Raw genomic sequence first — 21,323 nt, 5'->3', positions numbered from 1 at the left:
TAATCGTGACTACAAAATACTACGACTACATCATTGTCGGAGCCGGATCGGCTGGATGCGTATTGGCAAACCGCCTGACCGAGGATCCGAACGTCAGCGTCCTGATACTCGAATATGGCGGAAGCGATCGTAGCATCATCATCCAGATGCCGAGTGCGTTCTCCATGCCGATGAACACCCGGAAATACAACTGGCACTACGAGACCACACCGGAACCGCATTTGAACGGACGCCGCCTGCATTGCCCGCGCGGCAAGGTGCTCGGCGGGTCGTCGTCGATCAATGGTCTGGTTTATATCCGCGGTCACGCGTGCGACTTCGATGAATGGGAATCCCTTGGCGCGCGCGATTGGGGATACCGGCATTGCTTGCCGTATTTCCGCAAGGCGGAAAACTACAAATTCGGCGGCGACGACTACCGTGGCGCTGACGGCCCGCTTAGCACCAACAACGGCAACAACATGCAGAACCCGTTGTACGGTGCCTGGGTGGAAGCAGGTGCCCAGGCCGGCTACATCAAGACAGACGATTGCAACGGCTACATGCAGGAAGGGTTCGGGGCGATGCATATGACGGTCAAGGACGGCGTGCGATGGTCGACAGCCAACGCTTATCTTCGTCCGGCGATGCAACGGCCCAACCTGACCGTCGTCACGAATGCGATGACGCGCCAGATCGTGCTGGAAGGAAAACGTGCCGTCGGTGTGATCTATGAGCAGGGGGGTGTCACGCACACTGTTCGCTGTGCGCGAGAGGTGCTGGTGTCGTCCGGGCCGATCGGCTCGCCCCATCTGTTGCAGCGCTCGGGCATCGGCCCGTCCGAAGTGTTGCGCAACGCGGGTATCGAAGTCAGGCACGACCTGCCCGGCGTCGGTGAGAACTTGCAGGATCACTCGGAAATCTACATCCAGTTCGAGTGCAAGGAACCGGTGTCGCTCAATGGCAAGATGGGCTTGCTCGGAAAGGCGATGATCGGCCTGCGCTGGTTGCTGTTCAAGGATGGGCTGGGCGCCAGCAACCATTTCGAAGCGGGCGGGTTCATTCGTTCCGAAGTCGGCCTGCGCTGGCCGGACATCCAGTTCCATTTCTTGCCGGCGGCCATGCGCTACGACGGAGACAAGCCATACAAGGGCCACGGCTTCATGGTGCTGACCGGACCGAACAAGCCCAAGAGTCGCGGTCATGTTCGCGTACGGTCTGCCGATCCGTATGAACATCCCGAAATCCGATTCAACTACCTGGAGCGCGAGGAAGACCGCGAGGGGTTCCGCCGCTGCGTGCGCCTGACGCGTGAAATCGTCGGTCAGCCGGCGATGGACCGTTTCCGCGGGGTGGAACTGGCGCCGGGGCCGGATGTGAAAACCGACGATCAGATCGACGCCTTCGTTCGCGCCAACATGGAAAGCACCATGCATCCGTGCGGCTCGTGCCGGATGGGTGAGGATGACATGGCAGTGGTGGATTCCGAACTGCGCGTGCGCGGCCTCCAAGGCTTGCGTGTGATCGATTCGTCGGTGTTCCCGACCGAGCCGAACGGTAACCTGAATGCGCCGACCATCATGCTGGCCGAGCGGGCCGCCGATCTGGTGCGTGGCCGGCCGATGCTCGACCCATCCAATGTATCAATCGGCCTCGCGGAGAAATGGGAAACCCAGCAGCGCACCAGCGCTCCCAAGCGCAGGGTTGCCGTATAAATGGCGCATTCAGGCTGGCTCGCGCAGCCGGACACAATGCATGGCGGTGACAGGAACCCAATCGAGGAAATGATTGCGCTGCAGCCGCCTCTCAAATTGAGTTCGCCGGTTGGGAACTCAATTTGAGAAATTTCACCGTGCCGGCCACGTCGAGCGGCAATCCGGGATACGTTGCAGTCGTGCAGGTCCGGATTCGCGACACGTCCTCGCTGCTTTTTACCCCCGTGCGGCTGGCAGGCAATCGCGGCAAGCCGATTGCCGAAGCCCTGGACGCGTTGCGTGTCTCGATGAGCGTGTGACCATCGCGGACCTGCCGCACTGCCGACTCCGCCTAGCGAATTCGCGAGACAGCTTTCAGCACGGCACGTCCCTCGTCCGTTACCCGGATCGGCCGGCAGTCCGACGCCGATGGATCGAAGGCGACCAGCTGGCGCTCCAGCAGCGCGAAAAGCTCCTCGCGGTCGGAACCAATCTGGTCCGGGGCATTCCACACCATCATCAGCGTGGTGATTTCGTGCGGACTCAACATTGTGAGCATGGGGTCCTCGTATCGAAACTATCGGATTACGGGTACATGCGCCGACGCATGGCGCATCCACATCTCGGTGTTGTCAGCAATGGCTCGCACGATCACATGACCGCAGCCCAAATCGTCGCGTTCAGCGTGCGCGTCGCAGTTTTCGTGTGGACTGGGCGGTGCGTGCCGTGCGAAAGGTCTAAAAGCGCGGGACGCTTCGTGATTGGGTTTCGTATTGCGAGCCGACGACCTTCAACCATTCCGCGTGGGTGTGCGACGCAATGGCGGCAAGCTGACCACCATACGACCATGCCCGCTCGGCGCGCGACTGAAGGAGTTTCGTTTGCTGTGCGATAGCCTGTTCGGGTGCCTTGCACGACAGCGCTTCGGCCCAGTACGACCTGATTTCCGCAAGCGCCTGTCGGGCCACTTCCAGGTTGAGGTGAACCATTCGCTCGCAGCCTTCGAATGCCTGGTTCGACAGCGCAAACATGGCGGCTGCATTGGCTTTGCTCGACACGGCAAGTTGCTCCGGCGTGTACCCCGTCATTCGTCCCCTCCCAAGTATGGTTCGACGCGAATCTTGCATGCAGCTGCCAAGAGACAAGCCGGGCAAACCCCGACTATTTCCTGCGTGAACGTAATGTCGATTCGGAGTCGGCATTCTAGCTTGGTCGGATCGAATTCTGCGCGCCGGTTTCGTAGGTAGATGCCCGCAGAAAACGTTACCAGCCGTGTGGATCGAGCAGACGGAAAAATGACGTGAAGCCGAACAGGCGAGTCCGGCATCGGTCAATCATTCGCGCGATGCAATGGCCACGAAGCGCAGTCGTGCCCCCGCCCACCTGCCCGCAAAAACGAGTCTGCCGCGTGCACGGATGCACCGGCGCCCAGGGCAGGCCGGCACGGGTCACGTGCCGGCCACCATGCCCCCGCCCACTCAACGCTGCGCCACCGCGCCGCTATCCGCCGACCACCCGCCGCCGAGCGACTTGTACAGTGCGACGAGCGCGAGCGCCGTATCGCGTTCGGTCTGCGCGAGCTTGTCGTCGGCCGCGTGCAGCGCGCGCTCCGCATCGAGCACCGGCAGGAAGTCGGTGAGCCCCTGCCGATACAGCCGCGTTGCGACCGTCACCGCATCGCGATCCGCCTTTACTTCGTCGGCGAGCCGGTCGCGCCGCACCTGCGTGCGGCCGTATGACGACAGCGCCGTTTCGACGTCGCGCAGCGCGCCCAGCACCGTGCGGCGGTAGACGGCGGCCGCTTCGTCGGTCCGTGCCTGTTCGGCGCGCACCGCGAAGCGCACCTTGCCTGCATCGAAGATCAGCCAGCTGATGTTGGGGCCGACCTTCAGGTAGCGGCTCGGCATCGTGAGGAACGACGACGCGTCGAGGCTCTGGAGTCCGGCCACGCCCGTCAGCGAAAAGTGCGGATACAGGTCGGACTGCGCGACGCCGATGCGCGCGTTGGCCGCGGCGAGGCGCCGTTCGGCCGCGCGGATGTCGGGGCGGCGCTTCAGCAGGTCCGACGGCAGCCCGATCGGCACGTCCGCGACGGGCGCCGGAATCGGGCCGGGCGCGTCGAGCTCGGCCAGCACCTGTTCCGGCGGATGCCCGACGAGCGCGCCGATCCGGTAGATCGCCGCGCGCGCGTCCGCCTCGAACGCCGGAATGTCGGATTCCGTATCGGACACCTGCGCCTGCGCGCGCAGCACGTCGAGGCGCGACGCGAGCCCCGCGTCGAACTGCGAGCGCGTGAGCGCGAGCGCGTCGCGCTGCAATGCCGCGTCGTCGCGCGCCACCGCGAGACGGCGTTGCGCGCCGCGCAGCTCGACGTAGTTGCGCGCGATTTCCGCGAGCAACGTCAGCATCGCGTCGCCGCGCTCGGCAACCGCCGCGTCGTACGACGCATCGGCCGATTCGACGGTACGCCGCGTGCCGCCGAACACGTCGATTTCCCACGACGCGTCGAAGCCGGCCTGGTACAGGTTGCCGTTGGTGCCCTTGCCGAGCCCGCCGGGCTGCACGCCGACCGGCACGTTTGCGCTGCCGTGCGTGCGGTCATACGCGGCGCCGGCCTCGAGCGTCGGATAGTAGGCCGAGCCTGCGATCCCCTGCCGCGCGCGCGCCTCGCGCACGCGCGCTTCGGCCGCGTCGAGGTCGGGCGCCGAACGCAGCGCGTCGTCGATCAGGCGGTCGAGCACCGGGTCGCCGAGGTTCTTCCACCACAGGTCGGGCGCGGCCTGCGCGGTCGCAAGCGGCGGCGCGGCGGGCCGTTCCGCGTAGGTCGCCGGCAGCGCGGGATGCGGCGCGACATAGTCGGGGCCGACCGTGCAGCCGGCGAGCCACGCGCAGAATGCCGCAGCCGCGAGCGCGGCTATCGGCCGGCTGCGTCGCCCCGGCTGCACGGCCTGCTCAGCCTGCACAGGCTGCATGGACTGAACGGACCGCGCTGGCAGAACAGACTGAACGGCCTCCATGCCGCGCGCTGTCAATTCAGGAATCCGAGCCATGTCGGCCGCTCCCGAATGGCGATGCGCGTTTCGACCGACATGCCGGGCGAGATCCAGCGCAGCGCGTCGCCCGGCTTGTCGAACACGATCTTGACGGGCACGCGCTGCACGACCTTGACGAAGTTCCCGGTCGCGTTTTCCGGCGGGAGCAGCGCGAAGCGCGCGCCGGTGCCGCGCTGGATGCTGTCGACGTGGCCGCTCAGGCGCAGGTTCGGGAATGCGTCGACGCGGACCGTGACCGGCTGGCCGGGACGCACGTCGGTCAACTGCGTTTCCTTGTAGTTCGCGATGATGTACAGCGTTTCCGGCACGACCGACAGCAGCACCTGGCCCGGCTGCACGAAATTGCCGGGCTCGACGCTCTTGCGCGCGACGGTGCCGTTCTCGGCCGCATAGATCTTCACGTACGACAGGTTCAGGTTCGCCTGCGACAGCGTCGCGCGCGCCTGCTCGACCGCGGCCGCGGCCGTCAGCGCCTGCGAGCGGGCGAGCCGCGCCTGCGCCTGCGCGGCCTCGATGCGAACCTGCGCGGCGACCGCGGTCGCGCGCGTGCTGGCGGCCGCTGCCTTGCCTTCGTCGACGCGTTCCGACGATACCGCGCGGATGTCCGACACCGACTGCAGGCGGCCGAGATTGGCCTGCGCGAGCCGTGCGTTGGCCTGCGCGACGTCGAGCTCGGCGCGTTGCCGGGCGACGTCCGCATCGGCAACCGGAATCTGGTCCTGCGCTTCGCGCAGCTTGCCTTCCGCGTTCGCGAGGCTCGCCTGCGCCTGTGCGAGCTGTACCGCGTAGTCGCGCGGATCGAGCTCGACCAGCAGCTGGCCCGCGCGTACCTTGCTGTTGTCGTCGACGTACAGCGTCTTCACGTAGGCCGGGATCTTCGGGATGACCGACACGACATGCGCATCGACGTACGCATCGTCGGTGGTCTTCTCGTACAGATCGGGCACGACGAAATAAAGCGCGGCGAGCGCGAGGATCACGGCGCCGGAAATGGCGATCGTCAGCGAACGGCGGTTGTCCGCGGGCTTCTCGGCGGGCTTCGCGGGCGGCGCCGAAGCCGACGGCGCGGCGCTCGCCGGGGCGTCGGGCTGCTTGGGCGGCAATGTTTCGTTCATGGCGATTCTCGGCGGGGAGGGCGTGGTGGCGTCGTGAGACGGCAGGCGTTCACGTGGGTCCTTACTTGGTTTGAACAGGGGTGGGCGGGACGATCGGCAGCACGCACAGCGCGAGCACGCCGACGATCGCCATGAAGGCGAACGCGTCCGCGTACGCGTAGGTCGCGGCCTGGCGCGCGCCGTGCTCGGCGAGCACGCGCAGCGCCGCTTGTCCGCTTTCGAACGGCGTATAGCCGCCGTTCGTGCCGAGCGTCGACGCGACCTTGGCGAGCCAGTCGCGGGTGACCGGGTTGTCGACGCGGACATGGTCGTAGAGCCGCGCCGAGTGCAGCGTCTCGCGATGCGAGATCAGGATCGTGAGGATCGCGACGCCGAGCGACGCGCCGAACTGCCGGAACGTCATGTACAGCGACACGCCGTCGAGCAGCCGGTTCTGGTCGATGCGCGCGACCGTGCCGCTGCCGACGGCCGGCAGCAGCGGCGCGAGGCAGCACGCATACAGCATCAGCGGCACGATGAAGAACGGGCCCGGCGTGCCCGACGTCATCAGCCGGTTGAACGTGACCATCGACGCGATCAGCATCAGCAGCGCGATCGCGATCGCCTTGCGCTGGCCGATGCGTGCGATCAGGTCGACCATCGACGGCCGGATCGCGGCCGCGAACAGCGCATACACGCACATGATCTGCCCGGTCTGCGATGCGCTGTAGGTCTGGCCGGCGAGATTGCGCAGGAATTCGGGCAGCACGAATACGCTGCCCGACAGGATCATCCCCGTGAACACGCCGAGCACCGCCGACGACAGCACGTTGCGGTCGAGCAGCAGCTCGAGGCACAGCAGCGGCGTGCGGTTCGACGGGCTCGACTGCCACGCGACGAACAGGACCAGCGCGGCCGCGCACGTGAAGCCCAGTGCGCGCAGGTGCGCGGAGCCGAACCAGTCGTCGATCTCGCCGCGGTTGAGAATGATCTGCAGCGACACGAGCGCGACGCCGAGCAACACGATGCCGGGCCAGTCGGTTGCGACATGGCGCTCCGACGACGGCCGCGGCAGCGTCGGGAAATGACGTGAGATCAGCCACAGCGCGCCCGCCGCGTACAGCAGGTTCGGCAGGAAGATCAGCCGCCAGTGATAGTGCTCGGTGATGTAGCCGCTCGCGAGCAGGCCCGCGGCGCTCGACAGGTACAGCACCGTCGACACGCGCATCAGCGACGGGCTGCGCTGCGGCTTCGGCATCAGCACGTAGATGCTCGCGCGCCACCAGACGACGAGCCCCGCGCCGGAGAACCCCTGCAGCGCGCGCCAGAACAGCATCGCATCGAATTCGGGCGACAGCGCGACGCCGATCGACGTGGCCGCGAACGCGACGACGGTCGCGAGCAGGAAGCGCTTGTAACCGACGTGTCCTGCGAGCCAGATCGACACCGGCACGCCGAGGAACAGCGCGCTGCTGTAGATGGTCAGCAGCCAGCTCGCCTCGTCGGCGGACACGCCGAGCGAGCCGGTGAGGTCCGGCAGCACGAGGTTCATGCTGTCGAACGTATAGAACTCCATCCCGGTCGCGAGGCCGAGGCCGAGCAGCAGCAGGCGAACCTGCGCGGGCGTCATCGCGGTGGCGGCGGCAGGCGGCGCGGCCGCCGCAAGCGGGGCGGAGGAAGTGGTTTCGCTCATGTCTTGCCGGGCAGGCGCGGCGGCGCGTCGTGACCGGCGCGCCGCCGCGGTACAGGTCAATGCAGGTCAGTGGCCTTCGCTCGCGCCGAACATCGTCTTCGCGTAGATGATGCCGAGGCCGTATGCGCCGCCGAACTGCGCAGCGGTCGTCGTGGTCTGCACGTAGGTTTCCGTGCGTGCCCAGTCGCGCTGCAGTTCGAGCAGGTACTGCAGCGACGTCATCGGGCGTGCGCCGGCCTGGATCATGCGCTGCAGCGCGCGCTCGTGCGCTTCGTCGGAGACGTCGCCGCACGCGTCGGCGATCACGTAGACCTCGAAACCCTGGTCAATGGCGGACAGCGCCGGGCCGACGATGCAGACCGACGTCCACAGGCCGGCCAGCACGATGCGGTCCTTGCCGATCGCGTTGACGCGCTCGGCGATGCGCGGATCTTCCCAGGTGTTCATCGACGTGCGGTCGATCAGTTTCTCTTCCGGAAAGACCGACGTGATTTCCTCGAACATCGGGCCCGAGAAGCTCTTCTCGGCGACGGTCGTGAGGATCGTCGGCACGTTGAATTCTTTCGCGGCCCGCGTGACGAGCGCGGCGTTGTTGCGCAGCGAGACGGCGTCGATCGACTTGGTCGCGAACGACATCTGCGACTGGAAGTCGATCATGATCAGCGTGTGATTGGTCGGATCGAGCAGCGCCTTGCCGGGTTGGGCTTTTGCGGTGGGCATGTGAATCTCCGTTGCAGGTAGGGTGGACAGTCGGACGTGATTCCCGGATCAGGCGCCGGCGCCCGGCCAGATCGGCCGGCCGTCGGGCTGCCCCGGGGACGAAAGTCGTCGCATGCGGCGCAGGTCGCGATGCCGCGGCGCAGCGACGGTTGGGCGAATCAGTGTCAGTGCAGTGTCAGTGTCGGCAGGTGTCGGCGCGCGTCACTCCTTCCGGCCGGAGCCGGGGATCAGGCCGCTGGCACGCATGCGGCGGCGGGATGCGCCGCATTGCGAATGCCAGCGGCGGTTCGGCTCATCGGCGCGTCCCGGTTCGTCCGCTACAGGCTCAGCCACGCGGCGAGCGAGTACTGGCCCGCACCGGCGATCACGAGCGTGCCGAACATGATGATCAGCATCCACGCGAACTGCGCCTGCTGCGCGGTCCATTCCGGATGCACGCGCAGCAACGCGATCGCCGAGATGACCATCACGGGCAGCGACGCGAGCCGCGTCGCGAAGCCGACGATCACGAGCAGCGGGCACAGCACTTCGGCGAAGATCGCGAAGCCGATCGACAGCAGCTTGCCGAAATGGAACGGATCCTCGATCGCTTCTTCCTCGCTCGTGAAGTGCCGGATCTTCGGCAATCCGTGCACGATCAGCAGCAGCACGCCGGCGCTGACGCGCAGGAACAGCAGTCCGAGGTCCGTCGAGTGCGCGGTGAACTGGGTCATCAAGGTATCGTTCATGGCCGGTGGTGCCGATCGTGCCGATGGTGCATGGAGCCGTGCATCAGAACGCGAAGCAGCTGCAGCCGAGCGCGCCCCAGAAGCCGTTGTCGTCGCTCACGGGCACGTTGCTGCGCCACGCGAACAGGTGGCCGTGACCGTGCACGCCGCACAGCTTCGCGCAACCGTCCACGCACGCGCGCTCGGACGCGGACGCGGCCGGCCGGTAGCGGCTGTAGCCGCCGAATTCGGCCACCGGCGACCACTCGGGGCTGACCGGCAGCGGCGGCGGCGCGAGCGGCGCGAATTCTTCGTCCGCATGCACGACCTTGCCGTTGACCACCGTCAGCACCGACGACAGATACTTGATCTGCGGCTCGTCGACCGTGAAGTAGTCGTCCGTCAGTGCCGCGAAATCCGCGTACTGGCCAGGCACCAGCGCGCCCTTGCGGTCGTCTTCGTTCGAGAACCACGCGCTGCCGACCGTGTAGCGCCGCAGCGCTTCCATCCGGTCGAGCCGGTTGCGCTCGGTGTACAGCTCGGTGCCGCCGACCGTGCGGCCGGACACCATCCAGTACAGCGACACGAACGGGTTGTAGCTCGCGACGCGCGTCGCGTCGGTGCCCGCGCCAACCGGCAGCCCGGCCGCGAGCATCGCGCGGATCGGCGGCGTGCGCGTGGCGGCTTCCGCGCCGTAGCGCGAGATGAAGTACTCGCCCTGGTAAGCCATCCGGTGCTGCACCGCGATGCCGCCGCCGAGCGCGGCGATGCGCGCGATGTTCGCGTCGGAAATCGTCTCGCAATGGTCGAAGAACCAGCGCAGCCCGTTGAACGGGATCTCGCGGTTGACGGCCTCGAACACGTTCAGGAACCGGCTGATCGATTCGTCGTACGTCGCGTGCAGCCGGAACGGCCAGCGGTGCTGCACGAGCAGCCGCACGACCGCGGTGAGTTCCTCTTCGAGCGACGCGGGCAGGTCGGGGCGCGGCTCCAGGAAATCCTCGAAGTCCGCGGCGGAGAACACGAGCATCTCGCCCGCGCCGTTCACGCGCAGGAACTCGTCGCCGTCGCCGGGCTTCGTCATCTTCACCCACTTCGCGAAGTCTTCGATCTCCTGCTTCGCGTTCTGCGTGAACAGGTTGTACGCAATGCGCATCGTCAGTTCGCCGCGCTTCGCGAGATCCATGATCACCGCGTAGTCGTCGGGATACGCCTGATAGCCGCCGCCCGCATCGATCGCGCTCGTGACGCCGAGGCGGTTCAGCTCGCGCATGAAATGCCGGGTCGAGTTGATCTGGTCGTCGTGGCCGAGCTTCGGGCCCTTCGCGAGCGTCGCGTACAGGATCCCCGCGTTCGGGCGCGCGATCAGCATGCCGGTCGGATTGCCGTGCCGGTCGCGCTGGATCTCGCCGCCGGGCGGGTTCGGCGTGTCCTTCGTATAGCCGACCGCGCGCAGCGCGGCCCCGTTGAGCAGCGCGCTGTCGTACAGGTGCAGGATGAAGACGGGCGTGTCCGGCGCGATCGCGTTGATCTCGTCGAGCGTCGGCAGGCGCCGCTCGGCGAACTGCAACTCGTTCCAGCCGCCGACGACGCGCACCCACTGCGGCGCGGGCGTGCGCGCGACCTGGCGGCGCAGCATGCCGAGCGCATCGGCGAGCGACGGCACGCCGTCCCAACGCAGTTCCATGTTGAAGTTCAGGCCGCCGCGAATCACGTGCAAATGCGAATCGTTCAGGCCCGGGATCACCGTGCGGCCCTGCAGGTCGACGCGCGGCGTGCCGTCGCGCGCATGACGCATGATCTCGCGGTCGTTGCCCGACGCAAGGATCCGGCCGTCCTTCACCGCGAGCGCGGTGACGAACGACCGCTTGTCGTCCTGCGTGGCAATCTTGCCGTTGAAAAAGATCGTGTCTGCTACCGCAGCGTCATTCGTCTGGGTTGTCATCTGGCGTTTCCCGTGGGTGCTCGCGATGCGAGCCGTGAGGGCGTGCCGGCACGATGCAACATGCCGGCGTCTTGCCCGCAACATTAGGCAAGCCGGCGATGAAAGTCCTGAGAACCACCTGAAATGTTCTGAAAGGCCGTCTGCGCGGCGTGCAGGCAATGCGCGGCCGCAAACACGCCGGCCGGCGATGCGGGTACGATCGCGCGCGCAAGCGGCCGGCGTTCGCGCGTCGCCAGGAACCGCCGGGATCGTGTCGCCCGCGTGACGGATCGCATTGCGCGGTGCGCAAAGCAATCACGGGCCGGCGAGCTCGCGGGAGCGGAAGCCAGGTCCATGCGCGAGCCGGGCGGGGCGGGAGTGGCCGGCGTATTGCGCGACGCATGCGCTTGTTCGCATATTCAGTTTCATCGCCGCCAACCCGCGGACACCGGATCGGCAATGCCGCTCGTAAAAGAGTCCTTAATTACCATTTTCCGCCGCTCGATAATTGTCATTCGAAACGACAGCCGGCTTTCACGATCCGGCGCCGGCGCGCCCGCCTGTCTTTGCCGAACCGGCGGCGATCGACCGGAAAAAAAGACCGGATTCCGGATCATTCGCATTTCGGACATATGTGACCGCATCGGCTGCATCAATTCAAATAATTCGATCGTTGAATTCCGAATATTTAAATCATCACACGCTGCAATTGACGTAGCATAGGGCTCCCAAACGGAGGCGCCCCGTTGTCCTTGTATCAGGCGTCGCCGATCGACTCTCGGAAACATCGTCTCACCATGATCCGGATTGGGCCCCTAGACGTCCTTCTCGACAAACGCGAGGTTCGCCGCGACGGCGAACCGCTGCGCCTCGGCAGCCGCGCGTTCGATGTCCTCGAACTGCTGATCCAGGCCGAAGGCGGCCTGGTGTCCAAGGACGAACTCATGCGCCACGTGTGGGCGCATACCATCGTCGAGGAAAACAACCTCCAGGTGCAGATTGCTGCGCTGCGCAAGGCGCTCGGCGCGGACCGCGGCCGGATCGTGACCGTTCCGGGGCGCGGCTACCGGCTCGTCGCCGCGCACGACAACGCCGGCACCGACACCGAGGCCGAAACCGCCGCGCCGGCCGCGCCGGCTGCGCCCGTGCCGTTCGCGCTGCGGCCCTGCGTTGCATCCGATGCATCGGAGCTGGTCGGGCGCCAGCGCACGATCGCCGACATCCTCGCCGCACTCGAACGCGCGCGCGTGGTCACGCTGGTCGGCGCGGGCGGCATCGGCAAGACGCGCGCGGCGGTGGAAGCGGCCGCGGCCGCGCACGCGTGCGCGCAGTTCGAGGACGGCATCGTGTTCGTGCCGTTCGCATCGGTATCGAATCCGCGTTTCGCGCTCGATGCGCTCGCGAGCGCACTCGGGATGCCGCAGCCGGCCGGCGGCCTGTCGCTCGATGCGATCGTCGCGCATCTGGCCGGGCGCCGCATGCTGCTCGTGCTCGACAACTGCGAGCACCTGATCGATGCCGCCGCGCAGATCGCCGGCGCCATCACCGACGCGCACCCGGGAATCGGCCTGCTGGCGACCAGCCGCGAGGCGCTGCGCATTCCGGGCGAACGGCTGCAGCCGATCCCGCCGCTCGACGTGCCGGCGGAGCATGACGGCGACGACGCGATCCTGCATGCCGCCGCCGTCCAGCTGTTCGTCGCGCGTGCGCGGGCCAGCGACCCGCGCTTTCCGCTCGACGCGGCGAGCCTGCGGCTGATCGGCTGCGTGTGCCGCCGGCTGGACGGCCTGCCGCTCGCGATCGAACTCGCCGCGGCGCGTGCGGCCGTGCTCGGGATCGAAGTGCTGGCCGCGCATCTCGACGACCATTTCCGGCTGCTGGCAGGCGGCTTCCGGACGGCATTGCCGCGCCACCAGACGCTGAAGGCGATGCTCGACTGGAGCTACCGGCTGCTCGACGAGACCGAGCGCGTGCTGCTGCGCGCGTTGGGCGTGTTCCTCGACGGGTTTTCACTGGATGCGGTCTATCACATCGCCGACGCGCGCGGCGTGTCGCGGACTGCGGCGCTCGATGCGCTCGGCGGGCTCGTTGCGAAGTCGCTCGTGATCCGCGAAAGCGCGCACGGCGCGACGCGCTACCGGCTGCTGGCCGTCACGCGCGCGTACGCGCTGCAGCAGCTCGAGGACAACGGCGAACGCAAGTCCGCCGCGCTAGCGCATGCGCGGTATTTCCGGACGCTGCTCGCGCAGACGCCGCGCGCGCGCGACGCGGCGCAGCCCGGCGCGTGGCTCGACGCGTTCCGGCACGAGCTCGGCAACCTGCGTACCGCGCTCGACTGGGCGTTCTCGCCGAGCGGCGACCGGACGGTCGGCGTCGAACTCGCGACGATGGCGGTGCCGTGCCTGTTCGACCTGTCGCTCGTCGCCGAATGCTGCGAACGTGCGCGCGTCGCGCTCGACGCGACGCTCGATCCGGAAATCGGGCCGGTCTCCGCCGGCACGCGGATGCGGCTGCTCGCGGCCTACGCAGCGTCGCTCGCCTATACGGCCGGGCCGACGCGGGCCGTGCATGACGCGTGGGCCGACGTGCACGCGCTCGCGATGGCCGAGCGCGACACCGAATACGAGCTGCGCGCGCTATGGGGCCACTGGAGCGCCTGCCAGCAGGCGGGCGACGTGCGCGCCGCGCTGCAGTGGGCCGGCCGGCTGACCGAGCGGGCCCGCGTGCTCGATCACCCGGCGTCGCAGGTGCTGGCGCTGCGCAGCGAAGCCGTCGCGCTGCACTATCTGGGCGAGCAGGATGCGGCCCGCGAACAACTCGAACGGATGCTGGATGCGTACGAGCACGGCGCGCATCGCTGGACGAACCTCGGCATGCACATCGAGCAGGGGATCGTCGCGCAGGCGACGCTTGCGCGCGTGCGCTGGTGCCAGGGCAGCAAGGACGACAAGGACGACAAGGACGAAGCGCTGCGGCTCGCGCAGCAGGCGTTCGACAAGGCGTGCGTTTATGCGCACGACCTCGTGACCGGCTATGTGCTGGTCGAAGGGCTGGTGCCGATCGCGCTGCTGTCGGGCGCGCTCGACGTGGCGGCGCAAGGCATCGCCGCGCTGCGCACGTGCGCGGCCCGCGCCGGGTGCTCGACCTGGCTCGCGTGCTGCGATTGCTACGACGAATACCTGCGTGCCGACACCGATGCCGGCACGTCGCGGCTGCCGCAATTCGAGGCGGCACTCGATGCGCTGCGCGCAACCGGGTACCGCGCGCCGCTCGCGCTGCTGCTCGCGCGCTACGCGCGTTGCCTGTACGAAGACGGGCGGCTGATCGAAGCGGCCGACACGTATGCGCTGATGCGGCAGCATGCCGACACCAGCGGGGAGCGCTGGTTCGTGTCGGAACTCGAGCGGTTGCGTGCCGATCTCGCACTGCCGGTGCGCGCGTTGCATGCGGCGCCCGCTACGCGCCAGGTGCTCGACGCGTGGTGGAACGCTTAGGGCACGTTCCGCTGATGTCAGAAATTCATTCATGGGGGCTGGCGGCCAGAATGGCCGATCGCCGCGTCATGCCTGTTGCGCTCGCCCTTCTGGCGGCTCGCGCAAGCCCGTTACCGCGCGAACCATCGCTGATCAGATCAATGCGGTGAAACGGTCGACGAGGTCGGTGCGGTCGAGTTGCTCGACCCACCAGTGCAGCGCGCGTCCGGCCTCGTCGTCGCGCCACGCGAGATAGCAGTGGGTGGTGTCGCGCATGCCCGTCACCTGGCGCGCGACGAGCTTGCCGGTCGCGATCGCGCGCGCCGCCATGCATTCCGGCAGCGTGCCGACCGCGAGCCCTTCGCATTGCGCGGCGAGCTTCGCGGCGAGCGTCGGCACCGCGAGATACGGCTGGCCCGCATCGATCGCGACCGAGCGCGGCTGCGATTCGCGCGACGTATCGCTGATGACCGCGCCGCGATACTGAGTGACCGACGTCATCGACAGCGGCTCGGGCAATTCGGCGAGCGGATGGTTCGGTGCGACCGCGAACACGTGCTTCAGCGTGCCGATCGGCCGCGCGATGATGTTCGGCAACACCGGCGGTTCGCCCGCCGCGCCGACGACGAGATCTGCGCGGCGTGAAATCAGCGCGTCCCAGGTGCCGCCGAGCACTTCGGTCGACAGGCGCAGCCGCGTATCCATGCTGAGCCCGTAGAACGTGTGCACGTACGGCCACAGCGCCTCGAACGGCAGGATTTCGTCGACGCAGATGCGCAACTCCGTTTCCCAGCCGTCCTGAACGCGCTGCGCCTTCAATTCGAGTTCCTCGGCGGCGCGCAGCAGCCGGCGGCCCTCCTCGACGACGACACGGCCCGCGTGCGTGAGCTTCGCGCGCCGGCCGCTGCGATCGAACAGCGCGATGCCGAGGTCGCTCTCGAGCTTCTGCACGAGATAACTCATCGCCGACGGCACGCGGTGCAGGAGTTCGGCGGCCTCGGCGAACGTGCCGGTCCGGTCAATGGCGTCCAGCGCCTCGAGCGCTTCGAATGACAACTTCATCGCGAGTCCAGAAGAGGAAAGTGCATCGGATCGTCATGCTACCGGCACGGGCCTGCATTCTCCCACGTGATTAAGAAGATTTCAGTCGTGAATCCCCGCACGAGCGGTCGCGCGATCGTCGAATGAACGGTTGCGGGATGCGTATCCGGCCGGCGGCGGCACGATCCGTCACTGCGCCATCAGGAAAATTCAGGCCCCATTCAGGACATTCGCGCGGCGTTCGCCTAGCGTGTAGACGCGATGCCGGCCCCCAACGACGCCGGCCGCCGCCGTGCGCCGCGTCGCGTGCGTACGCGCCGTCTTTCGACAATCGACCATTCACGACACAAAGGAGAACTTGCCATGATCCGGATTCGCGTTGTCTCGGCAGTGCTGGCAGTGGCGGCATCGATCGGCCTGACGCTCGTCGATCCGCCGGTCGCCGCCGCGCAGGATACGACGCAAGCGGCGTCCGTGCCGATGAGCGCCTCGTCGGCGAAGCAGATTCGCAAGGCGCAACGCAAGGCGGCCCGCAAGGCCGCGCGGGCAAAGCGCAACGCGGAGCTGAGCACGCTCGAGAAGAACGGCTATCGCATGACCGGCGGCAACCAGAACGACTACCCGGAGAATCTCCAGAACGCCGAGCGCAAGGCCGCGGCGGCCAAGGCTGCCGCCGGCGGCACCGGGGCGACTGCCCCGTCGCAGTGATGGCTTGAATGCCGCGACGGCACGGTGCGCGCTCGCAGCGGCGCCGTGCCGCGCCGCATCGTGCGTGCTTAATGGCCCCACACCGCCCGCGCACCGCCCGCGCACCGCCCGCGCACCGCCCGCGCACCGCCCGCGCACCGACCCCGCACCGACCCCGCACCGACCCCGCACCGACCCCGCACCGACCCCGCACCTGCCGCACCTGCCGCACCTGCCGCGCACCTGCCGCGCACCTGCCGCGCACCTGCCGCGCACCCATTTTCCCGCACGGCGCCGCGTCAGAATGCAAACGATTGCCGATAATTTTGCGCATTCGGCAGATTCTTCACCCCCTTTCTTACCCGAGTTCTAGGGTTAACGATCTGTTCAACGCATCGAGATGGCGTGTATATTTGCATCAACTTATGCAAACGATTGCAAAGAGGGATATCATGTCAACCATGGATCGACCGAACGGAATCATCGACGACGTGGCTTCGGTCACGTCGGTCGTAAAGGCCGCGATGTCCGGCACGCAGGATGCGCGTCTGAAGGAAATCGTCGATGCGCTCGTCGAGCACGGGCACGCGTTCCTGAAGCAGGTGCGATTGACCGACGCGGAATTCGAACAGGGGCTCGCGTTCCTGCGCGAGGTCGGGCAGGCGTGCAACGACCGTCACAACGAAGTCGTGCTGCTTGCCGACGTGCTGGGTTTTTCGACGCTGGTCGCGTTGCAGAACAACGCGGATGCGAGCGGGCGGACGCCGGGCGCGTTGCTCGGGCCGTTCTATCGCGGCGGTGCGCCGGTGTACGAAAGCGGCCATTGCATCGCGTGCGACGGGTCGCCCGGCGCGCCGCTGTTCGTCCGTGCGCGCGTGCTCGATACGCGCGGCCGGCCGGTCGTGAATGCGGAGGTGGACGTGTGGCAGGCGTCGCCGGTCGGCCTGTACGAGAACCAGGACGACAACCAGCCCGACCATAACCTGCGCGGCCGCTTCCGCACGGATGCCGACGGCGTGTTCCGCTTCCGCAGCGTGCGCCCCGCAGGCTATCCGGTGCCGACGGACGGCCCGGTCGGCGCGTTGCTCGCCGCCCAGCAGCGCCATCCTTACCGCCCCGCGCACCTGCATTTCGTGATCGTGGCCGAAGGCTACGCGACGCTCGTGTCGCAGGTGTTCGCCGACGATTCCGACCATCTGGACACCGACGTCGTGTTCGGCGTGAATCGCCGCCTCGTCGGCACGTTCGAGTACTACACCGCAGGCAGCGGCCCGCATGCGGACCAGCACGACGCGTACTACACGCTCGATTTCGATTTCATCCTGGCCGAGGGGACGCCGACGTACCCGACGCCGCCGATCAAGTAACGAGGAACTGTTGATGACCAGCATGCTGCAGGGAAAGGTGGCCGTCGTGTTCGGCGGCACCGGAGGCATCGGCGCCGCGACCGCGATGCGATTCGCGCGGGCCGGCGCGCGCGTGGTCGTGGTCGGCCAGCACGACGCTGAGAAGGCCCGCCAGGTTGCCGCCGGGTTGCCCGGCGACGGGCATCGCGGCGCGGTCGCGTCGATCACGGACAGCGCGGCGCTGAACGCACTGGCCGACGACGTGCGCGAACGCGAAGGGCGCGCCGACATCCTCGTGAACGCATCGGGCTTCACGAAGGCGGTCAGGCATGCAGACCTCGATGCGCTGACCGACGAGCTGATCGACGACATCATGAAGGTGAACTGGCGCGGCCAGTTCGCGGCGATCCGCGCGTTCCGTGCGCTGCTCGATGCGTCCGGCAGCGGCGTTGTCGTCAACGTGTCGTCGATCGCGGCGACGACGGGCGTCGGCAGCAACATTGCGTACTGCGCGGCGAAGGCCGGCCTCGACGTGATGACGGTCGCGCTCGGCCGCGCGCTCGCGCCGCGGATCCGCGTGCTCAACGTGTCGCCGGGCGTCGTCGACACCGGCTTCGTGCCGGGGCGCGGCGACGATTTCAACGACAAGGCAGCCGCGACCACGCCGCTCGGCCGGATCGGCGCACCGGACGACGTCGCCGCGGCGATCGAGGCGTGCGCGACGCAACTCACGTTCAGCACCGGCGTGACGATCGTCGTCGACGGCGGCCGGCGGCTGAACTGACGGACAGGAGACCGACATGCATGCACGCAAGACCCTGATCACCTGCGCGATCACCGGCAACATCACTCGGCCCGACCAGCATCCGCGCCTGCCGGTCACGCCGGAGCAGATCGCCGACGCGTCGCTCGAGGCCGCGCAGGCCGGTGCAGCCGCGGTGCACATCCACGTGCGCGATCCGCACACCGGCCGCCCGTCGATGGACGTGCGCCTGTACCGCGAAGTGATCGAGCGTATTCGCGCGGTCGACCGCGCGCTGATCATCAACCTGACGACCGGCCCCGGCGGACGCTTCATCCCGAGCGACGACGATCCGAAGATCGCCGCGCCCGGCACGACGTTGCTGCCGCCCGAGAAGCGCGTCGAGCACATTCTCGAGCTGAAGCCGGACATCTGCAGCCTCGACCTGAACACGATGAATTCCGGCGCGGAGGTCGTGATCAACACGCCGAAGAACGTCGAGCGGATGGCGAACGTGATTCGCGAAGCGGGCGTGAAGCCGGAGCTCGAGATCTTCGATTCGGGCGACATTCATCTGGCGCGCGACCTGATTGCGTCGGGCGTGCTCGACGGCCCGGGCCTGTGGACGCTCGTGACGGGCGTCAAGTACGGCTTCTCCGCATCGCCCGAGACGCTGCTCTACGCGCGCGACCTGTTGCCGCCCGGTGCGATCTGGTCCGCGTTCGGCATCGGCCGCTACGAGTTTCCGATGGTCGCGCAGGCCTGGCTCGCGGGCGGGCATGTGCGGGTCGGGTTCGAGGACAACCTGTACCTCGAGAAGGGCGTGCTCGCCGACAGCAATGCGGCGCTGGTCGCGCGCGCGAAGGACATCGTGACGATGCTCGGCGGCGAGGTGGCCACCAGCCGCGAAGCGCGCGACATGCTGGGCCTTGCATGAGCGTGCCGTACGAATAAACAGACACCAGGGGAATGAAAACATGAAGAACATCCGCGTTCAGGAAAAAAGTAACGACATCGATTCGCTCTCGCTGGCGATCGAGCCGCAATCGATGCCCGCCTGCGGCGACGCCGATTGCCTCGTCGAGATCGCGAGTGCGGCGGTCAACCCGAGCGACGTGAAGGCCGTGCTCGGCTTCATGCCGCACGCGGTGTGGCCGCGCACGCCGGGCCGCGACTACGCGGGCCGCGTGATCGACGGGCCGGCGGCGCTCGTCGGCAGGGCCGTGTGGGGTAGCGGCGGCGAGCTCGGCATCCGGCGCGACGGCACGCATGCGCGCTACCTCGTCGTGCCCGCGCACAGCGTGCGCGAGAAGCCGGTCAACCTGACGATGGACGAAGCGGGCGCGGTCGGCGTGCCGTTCATCACGGCGTTCGAAGGGCTGCGGCGCGCCGGCGGCGCGAAAGCGGGCGACGTCGTGCTCGTGCTTGGCGCGAACGGCAAGGTCGGGCAGGCGGCGATCCAGCTCGCGACGATGGCGGGCGCGCAGGTGATCGGCGTCGAGCGCGCGGGCCAGCCCGAGGTTCAGTCTTGCATCGGCCACGCGAGCGGCAACGTGCTGATGATCGACGCGTCGGCGCACAACCTCGACGAAGTCGTGCGCGATGTGACGAACGGGCACGGCGCGGACATCGTCTACAACACGGTTGGCAGTCCGTATTTCGAGCGTGCGAACCGCGCGATGGCGGTGGGCGCGACGCAGATCTTCATCTCGACGATCGAGCGGCCGGTGCCGTTCGACATCTTCGCGTTCTATCGCGGCCAGCACACGTATGTCGGGATCGACACGCTCGCGCTCGACGCGCGCCGCGGTGCGGCCATCCTCGACGAGCTGCTGCCCGCGTTCGAGCGCGGCGCGTTGAGGCCGTTTCCGATCGACGACGACTACGTGTTCGATCTCGATGACGCAGCGCACGCTTATCAGGCCGTGTATCGCGGTGCGGCGCAACGCGTGCTGCTCAAACCATGAACGTGACCCGCTTCGGCGACGCGCCGCAGTATTTTCCCAGCCATCACTTCCTGATGCGCTGCGTGCGGTTGCAGGGGCATGAGGCGGGGCCCGCCGACTCGCTGTGGCTCGGCGTGTCGACGCTCGAGCCGGGCGGGCATACGTCGCTGGACGCGTCGCCGGTCGAGAAGCACTACGTGGTGCTCGACGGTGAAGTCTGCGTGGAGTCGAACGGCGGCGAAGTCGTGATGCGCCGCTTCGATTCGTGCCGTCTCGCGCCCGGCGAGCCGCGTGCGCTGCACAATCGCACCGACCGCCCCGCGATGATCCTGCTCGCGATGCCGCTGCTGCGGCCCGCTTCGCAGTGACGGCGGCCGATCGCATGCCGGCGCCGCACGATGCGCGGCCCGACGATGACGATGCCTGCCGGCTGTCGGAGCTCCGGTTCGAGCCGGGCACGCGGCACAACCTCGAAGCGGACGCCGGCGGCCGCTTCGTGCAGGTGCTGAGCGGCGGCGTGTGGATCGGCAGCGCGCGGCGCGCGCATTGCGTGATTCGCGGCGGCGGCGTCTGGCTGCCGCCGTCGATCGCGCACCGGCTCTATGCGCCGTACGGCGCGGCACTGCGCGAACTGCGAGTGGCGCCGGCATCGAGCGCCGCGCATGTGCATTCGCGCCGGATCGCCCGCTGCTCGGACGTGCTGACGTCGCTGCTGTCCGACAGCGGACGCGACGCGCTTGCGCGTTCTCCCGCGGCGTTCGCCGCGTTGCTGCTCGACGAGCTCGATGCGGCGGCGCGGGACGGCGCGTGGGAACTCGCGATCGACATGCCGTCGCCGGTGAGCCGCATCGCGCCGCTATGCGACGCGATGATCCTGGACCCTGGCCGCGACACGCGGCTCGACGCCGTCGCCGCGCGGGCGGGCATCAGCGAACGGACGCTGCACCGGCTCTTTGTCGACGAACTGGGCATCAGCACCGGGCGTTGGCGGCAAGCCGTCCAGGCCGGCGGCGCGATGTGCGCGCTGGCGCTCGGCATGCCGGTCGCGGCGGCCGCGCGTGCGCTCGGCTTCACGCCGAGCGCGTTCTCGACGTTCTTCAAGGCGCGCGTCGGCTGTGCCCCCAACCACTGGCTCGCGCAGCGGGCCGCACGGGACGGCGCGCGCGCCGAATGACGCGCGGCGCGCGAGAGGCGTCTGCGGATTACCCGGATGACACGACGCGG

General features: G+C 67.9%; 19 protein-coding genes. 10 read left to right on the top strand and 9 right to left on the bottom strand.

Translation table 11 applies throughout. The features are described from left to right. The first annotated feature begins 5 nt into the window (after positions 1 to 5). Complete coding sequence (betA, locus tag ACV22Z_RS18780; protein ID WP_448077785.1) at positions 6 to 1,694, top strand: choline dehydrogenase; 1,689 nt, start codon at positions 6 to 8, stop codon at positions 1,692 to 1,694. A 137-nt stretch (positions 1,695 to 1,831) separates the two neighbouring features. Then, positions 1,832 to 1,993: a hypothetical protein gene (locus ACV22Z_RS18775; protein ID WP_448077784.1), complete on the top strand. Its 162-nt coding sequence runs from the start codon at positions 1,832 to 1,834 to the stop codon at positions 1,991 to 1,993. 32 nt (positions 1,994 to 2,025) lie between these two features. On the opposite strand, the gene ACV22Z_RS18770 is transcribed toward ACV22Z_RS18775, so the two are convergent. From ACV22Z_RS18770 to ACV22Z_RS18735, 8 genes are all read right to left on the bottom strand, one after another. Next, on the bottom strand, positions 2,026 to 2,223 hold the full coding sequence (locus ACV22Z_RS18770; RefSeq protein ID WP_448077940.1) for a hypothetical protein: 198 nt from the start codon (positions 2,221 to 2,223) through the stop codon (positions 2,026 to 2,028). 187 nt (positions 2,224 to 2,410) lie between these two features. Beyond that, the gene (phaP, locus tag ACV22Z_RS18765) at positions 2,411 to 2,761 is read right to left on the bottom strand and encodes a TIGR01841 family phasin (protein ID WP_448077783.1); all 351 of its coding nucleotides are present in this window, start codon (positions 2,759 to 2,761) and stop codon (positions 2,411 to 2,413) included. Between the two features lie 390 nt (positions 2,762 to 3,151). Continuing rightward, entirely contained in the window at positions 3,152 to 4,645 is a 1,494-nt protein-coding gene (locus ACV22Z_RS18760) for an efflux transporter outer membrane subunit (RefSeq protein WP_448077782.1), read from the bottom strand. Between the two features lie 56 nt (positions 4,646 to 4,701). Further along, positions 4,702 to 5,841: an HlyD family secretion protein gene (locus tag ACV22Z_RS18755; RefSeq protein WP_448077781.1), complete on the bottom strand. Its 1,140-nt coding sequence runs from the start codon at positions 5,839 to 5,841 to the stop codon at positions 4,702 to 4,704. Between the two features lie 61 nt (positions 5,842 to 5,902). After that, positions 5,903 to 7,513 carry an MFS transporter gene (locus tag ACV22Z_RS18750; protein ID WP_448077780.1) on the bottom strand — a complete coding sequence of 537 codons (1,611 nt, stop codon included), beginning with the start codon at positions 7,511 to 7,513 and terminating at the stop codon, positions 5,903 to 5,905. A 66-nt stretch (positions 7,514 to 7,579) separates the two neighbouring features. Then, a complete protein-coding gene (locus ACV22Z_RS18745) occupies positions 7,580 to 8,233 on the bottom strand; it encodes a hydrolase (RefSeq protein WP_448077779.1) in 654 nt (217 codons plus the stop codon). A 317-nt stretch (positions 8,234 to 8,550) separates the two neighbouring features. Continuing rightward, complete coding sequence (locus ACV22Z_RS18740; RefSeq protein ID WP_448077778.1) at positions 8,551 to 8,946, bottom strand: DoxX family protein; 396 nt, start codon at positions 8,944 to 8,946, stop codon at positions 8,551 to 8,553. 58 nt (positions 8,947 to 9,004) lie between these two features. After that, on the bottom strand, positions 9,005 to 10,885 hold the full coding sequence (locus ACV22Z_RS18735; RefSeq protein WP_448077777.1) for an amidohydrolase: 1,881 nt from the start codon (positions 10,883 to 10,885) through the stop codon (positions 9,005 to 9,007). A 776-nt stretch (positions 10,886 to 11,661) separates the two neighbouring features. Between ACV22Z_RS18735 and ACV22Z_RS18730 the strand changes: the two genes are divergently transcribed. Beyond that, the gene (locus ACV22Z_RS18730) at positions 11,662 to 14,358 is read left to right on the top strand and encodes an ATP-binding protein (protein WP_448077776.1); all 2,697 of its coding nucleotides are present in this window, start codon (positions 11,662 to 11,664) and stop codon (positions 14,356 to 14,358) included. A 132-nt stretch (positions 14,359 to 14,490) separates the two neighbouring features. Here the strand turns inward: ACV22Z_RS18730 and ACV22Z_RS18725 are convergent, their stop codons facing one another. Further along, the gene (locus ACV22Z_RS18725) at positions 14,491 to 15,399 is read right to left on the bottom strand and encodes a LysR family transcriptional regulator (RefSeq protein WP_448077775.1); all 909 of its coding nucleotides are present in this window, start codon (positions 15,397 to 15,399) and stop codon (positions 14,491 to 14,493) included. 342 nt (positions 15,400 to 15,741) lie between these two features. On the opposite strand from ACV22Z_RS18725, the gene ACV22Z_RS18720 reads away from it, so the two are divergent. The 7 genes from ACV22Z_RS18720 to ACV22Z_RS18690 all read left to right on the top strand — a co-directional run bounded on the left by ACV22Z_RS18720 (position 15,742) and on the right by ACV22Z_RS18690 (position 21,273). Beyond that, positions 15,742 to 16,086 carry a hypothetical protein gene (locus ACV22Z_RS18720; RefSeq protein ID WP_448077774.1) on the top strand — a complete coding sequence of 115 codons (345 nt, stop codon included), beginning with the start codon at positions 15,742 to 15,744 and terminating at the stop codon, positions 16,084 to 16,086. 431 nt (positions 16,087 to 16,517) lie between these two features. Then, a complete protein-coding gene (locus ACV22Z_RS18715) occupies positions 16,518 to 17,432 on the top strand; it encodes a dioxygenase family protein (RefSeq protein ID WP_448077773.1) in 915 nt (304 codons plus the stop codon). Positions 17,433 to 17,445: 13 nt separating this feature from the next. Beyond that, positions 17,446 to 18,195 carry an SDR family NAD(P)-dependent oxidoreductase gene (locus ACV22Z_RS18710; protein WP_448077772.1) on the top strand — a complete coding sequence of 250 codons (750 nt, stop codon included), beginning with the start codon at positions 17,446 to 17,448 and terminating at the stop codon, positions 18,193 to 18,195. A 16-nt stretch (positions 18,196 to 18,211) separates the two neighbouring features. Then, positions 18,212 to 19,090 carry a 3-keto-5-aminohexanoate cleavage protein gene (locus tag ACV22Z_RS18705; RefSeq protein WP_448077771.1) on the top strand — a complete coding sequence of 293 codons (879 nt, stop codon included), beginning with the start codon at positions 18,212 to 18,214 and terminating at the stop codon, positions 19,088 to 19,090. Between the two features lie 40 nt (positions 19,091 to 19,130). Further along, entirely contained in the window at positions 19,131 to 20,120 is a 990-nt protein-coding gene (locus ACV22Z_RS18700) for a quinone oxidoreductase family protein (protein ID WP_448077770.1), read from the top strand. After that, positions 20,117 to 20,467, top strand: coding sequence for a cupin domain-containing protein (locus tag ACV22Z_RS18695; protein WP_448077769.1), 351 nt, complete (start codon positions 20,117 to 20,119; stop codon positions 20,465 to 20,467). The genes ACV22Z_RS18700 and ACV22Z_RS18695 overlap by 4 nt, the downstream gene beginning before the upstream one ends. A 14-nt stretch (positions 20,468 to 20,481) precedes the next feature. Continuing rightward, complete coding sequence (locus ACV22Z_RS18690; RefSeq protein WP_448077768.1) at positions 20,482 to 21,273, top strand: helix-turn-helix domain-containing protein; 792 nt, start codon at positions 20,482 to 20,484, stop codon at positions 21,271 to 21,273. Positions 21,274 to 21,323: the final 50 nt, after the last annotated feature.

This window comes from Burkholderia sp. PU8-34 (assembly GCF_053427725.1).
The sequence above is the reverse complement of the archived record's forward strand: the minus strand, read 5'-3'. Positions and strand labels throughout refer to the sequence as shown.

Excerpts from the sequence above, each read along its gene's own strand:
- ACV22Z_RS18725 (WP_448077775.1), bottom strand. The coding sequence starts at position 15,399 with ATGAAGTTGTCATTCGAAGCGCTCGAGGCGCTGGACGCCATTGACCGG.
- ACV22Z_RS18740 (WP_448077778.1), bottom strand. The coding sequence starts at position 8,946 with ATGACCCAGTTCACCGCGCACTCGACGGACCTCGGACTGCTGTTCCTG.
- ACV22Z_RS18760 (WP_448077782.1), bottom strand. The coding sequence starts at position 4,645 with ATGCAGCCTGTGCAGGCTGAGCAGGCCGTGCAGCCGGGGCGACGCAGC.
- ACV22Z_RS18770 (WP_448077940.1), bottom strand. The coding sequence starts at position 2,223 with ATGTTGAGTCCGCACGAAATCACCACGCTGATGATGGTGTGGAATGCC.
- ACV22Z_RS18690 (WP_448077768.1), top strand. The coding sequence starts at position 20,482 with ATGCCGGCGCCGCACGATGCGCGGCCCGACGATGACGATGCCTGCCGG.
- ACV22Z_RS18710 (WP_448077772.1), top strand. The coding sequence starts at position 17,446 with ATGACCAGCATGCTGCAGGGAAAGGTGGCCGTCGTGTTCGGCGGCACC.
- ACV22Z_RS18695 (WP_448077769.1), top strand. The coding sequence starts at position 20,117 with ATGAACGTGACCCGCTTCGGCGACGCGCCGCAGTATTTTCCCAGCCAT.
- ACV22Z_RS18705 (WP_448077771.1), top strand. The coding sequence starts at position 18,212 with ATGCATGCACGCAAGACCCTGATCACCTGCGCGATCACCGGCAACATC.
- ACV22Z_RS18735 (WP_448077777.1), bottom strand. The coding sequence starts at position 10,885 with ATGACAACCCAGACGAATGACGCTGCGGTAGCAGACACGATCTTTTTC.
- phaP (WP_448077783.1), bottom strand. The coding sequence starts at position 2,761 with ATGACGGGGTACACGCCGGAGCAACTTGCCGTGTCGAGCAAAGCCAAT.
- ACV22Z_RS18730 (WP_448077776.1), top strand. The coding sequence starts at position 11,662 with ATGATCCGGATTGGGCCCCTAGACGTCCTTCTCGACAAACGCGAGGTT.
- ACV22Z_RS18715 (WP_448077773.1), top strand. The coding sequence starts at position 16,518 with ATGTCAACCATGGATCGACCGAACGGAATCATCGACGACGTGGCTTCG.
- ACV22Z_RS18720 (WP_448077774.1), top strand. The coding sequence starts at position 15,742 with ATGATCCGGATTCGCGTTGTCTCGGCAGTGCTGGCAGTGGCGGCATCG.
- ACV22Z_RS18755 (WP_448077781.1), bottom strand. The coding sequence starts at position 5,841 with ATGAACGAAACATTGCCGCCCAAGCAGCCCGACGCCCCGGCGAGCGCC.
- ACV22Z_RS18700 (WP_448077770.1), top strand. The coding sequence starts at position 19,131 with ATGAAGAACATCCGCGTTCAGGAAAAAAGTAACGACATCGATTCGCTC.
- ACV22Z_RS18750 (WP_448077780.1), bottom strand. The coding sequence starts at position 7,513 with ATGAGCGAAACCACTTCCTCCGCCCCGCTTGCGGCGGCCGCGCCGCCT.
- ACV22Z_RS18745 (WP_448077779.1), bottom strand. The coding sequence starts at position 8,233 with ATGCCCACCGCAAAAGCCCAACCCGGCAAGGCGCTGCTCGATCCGACC.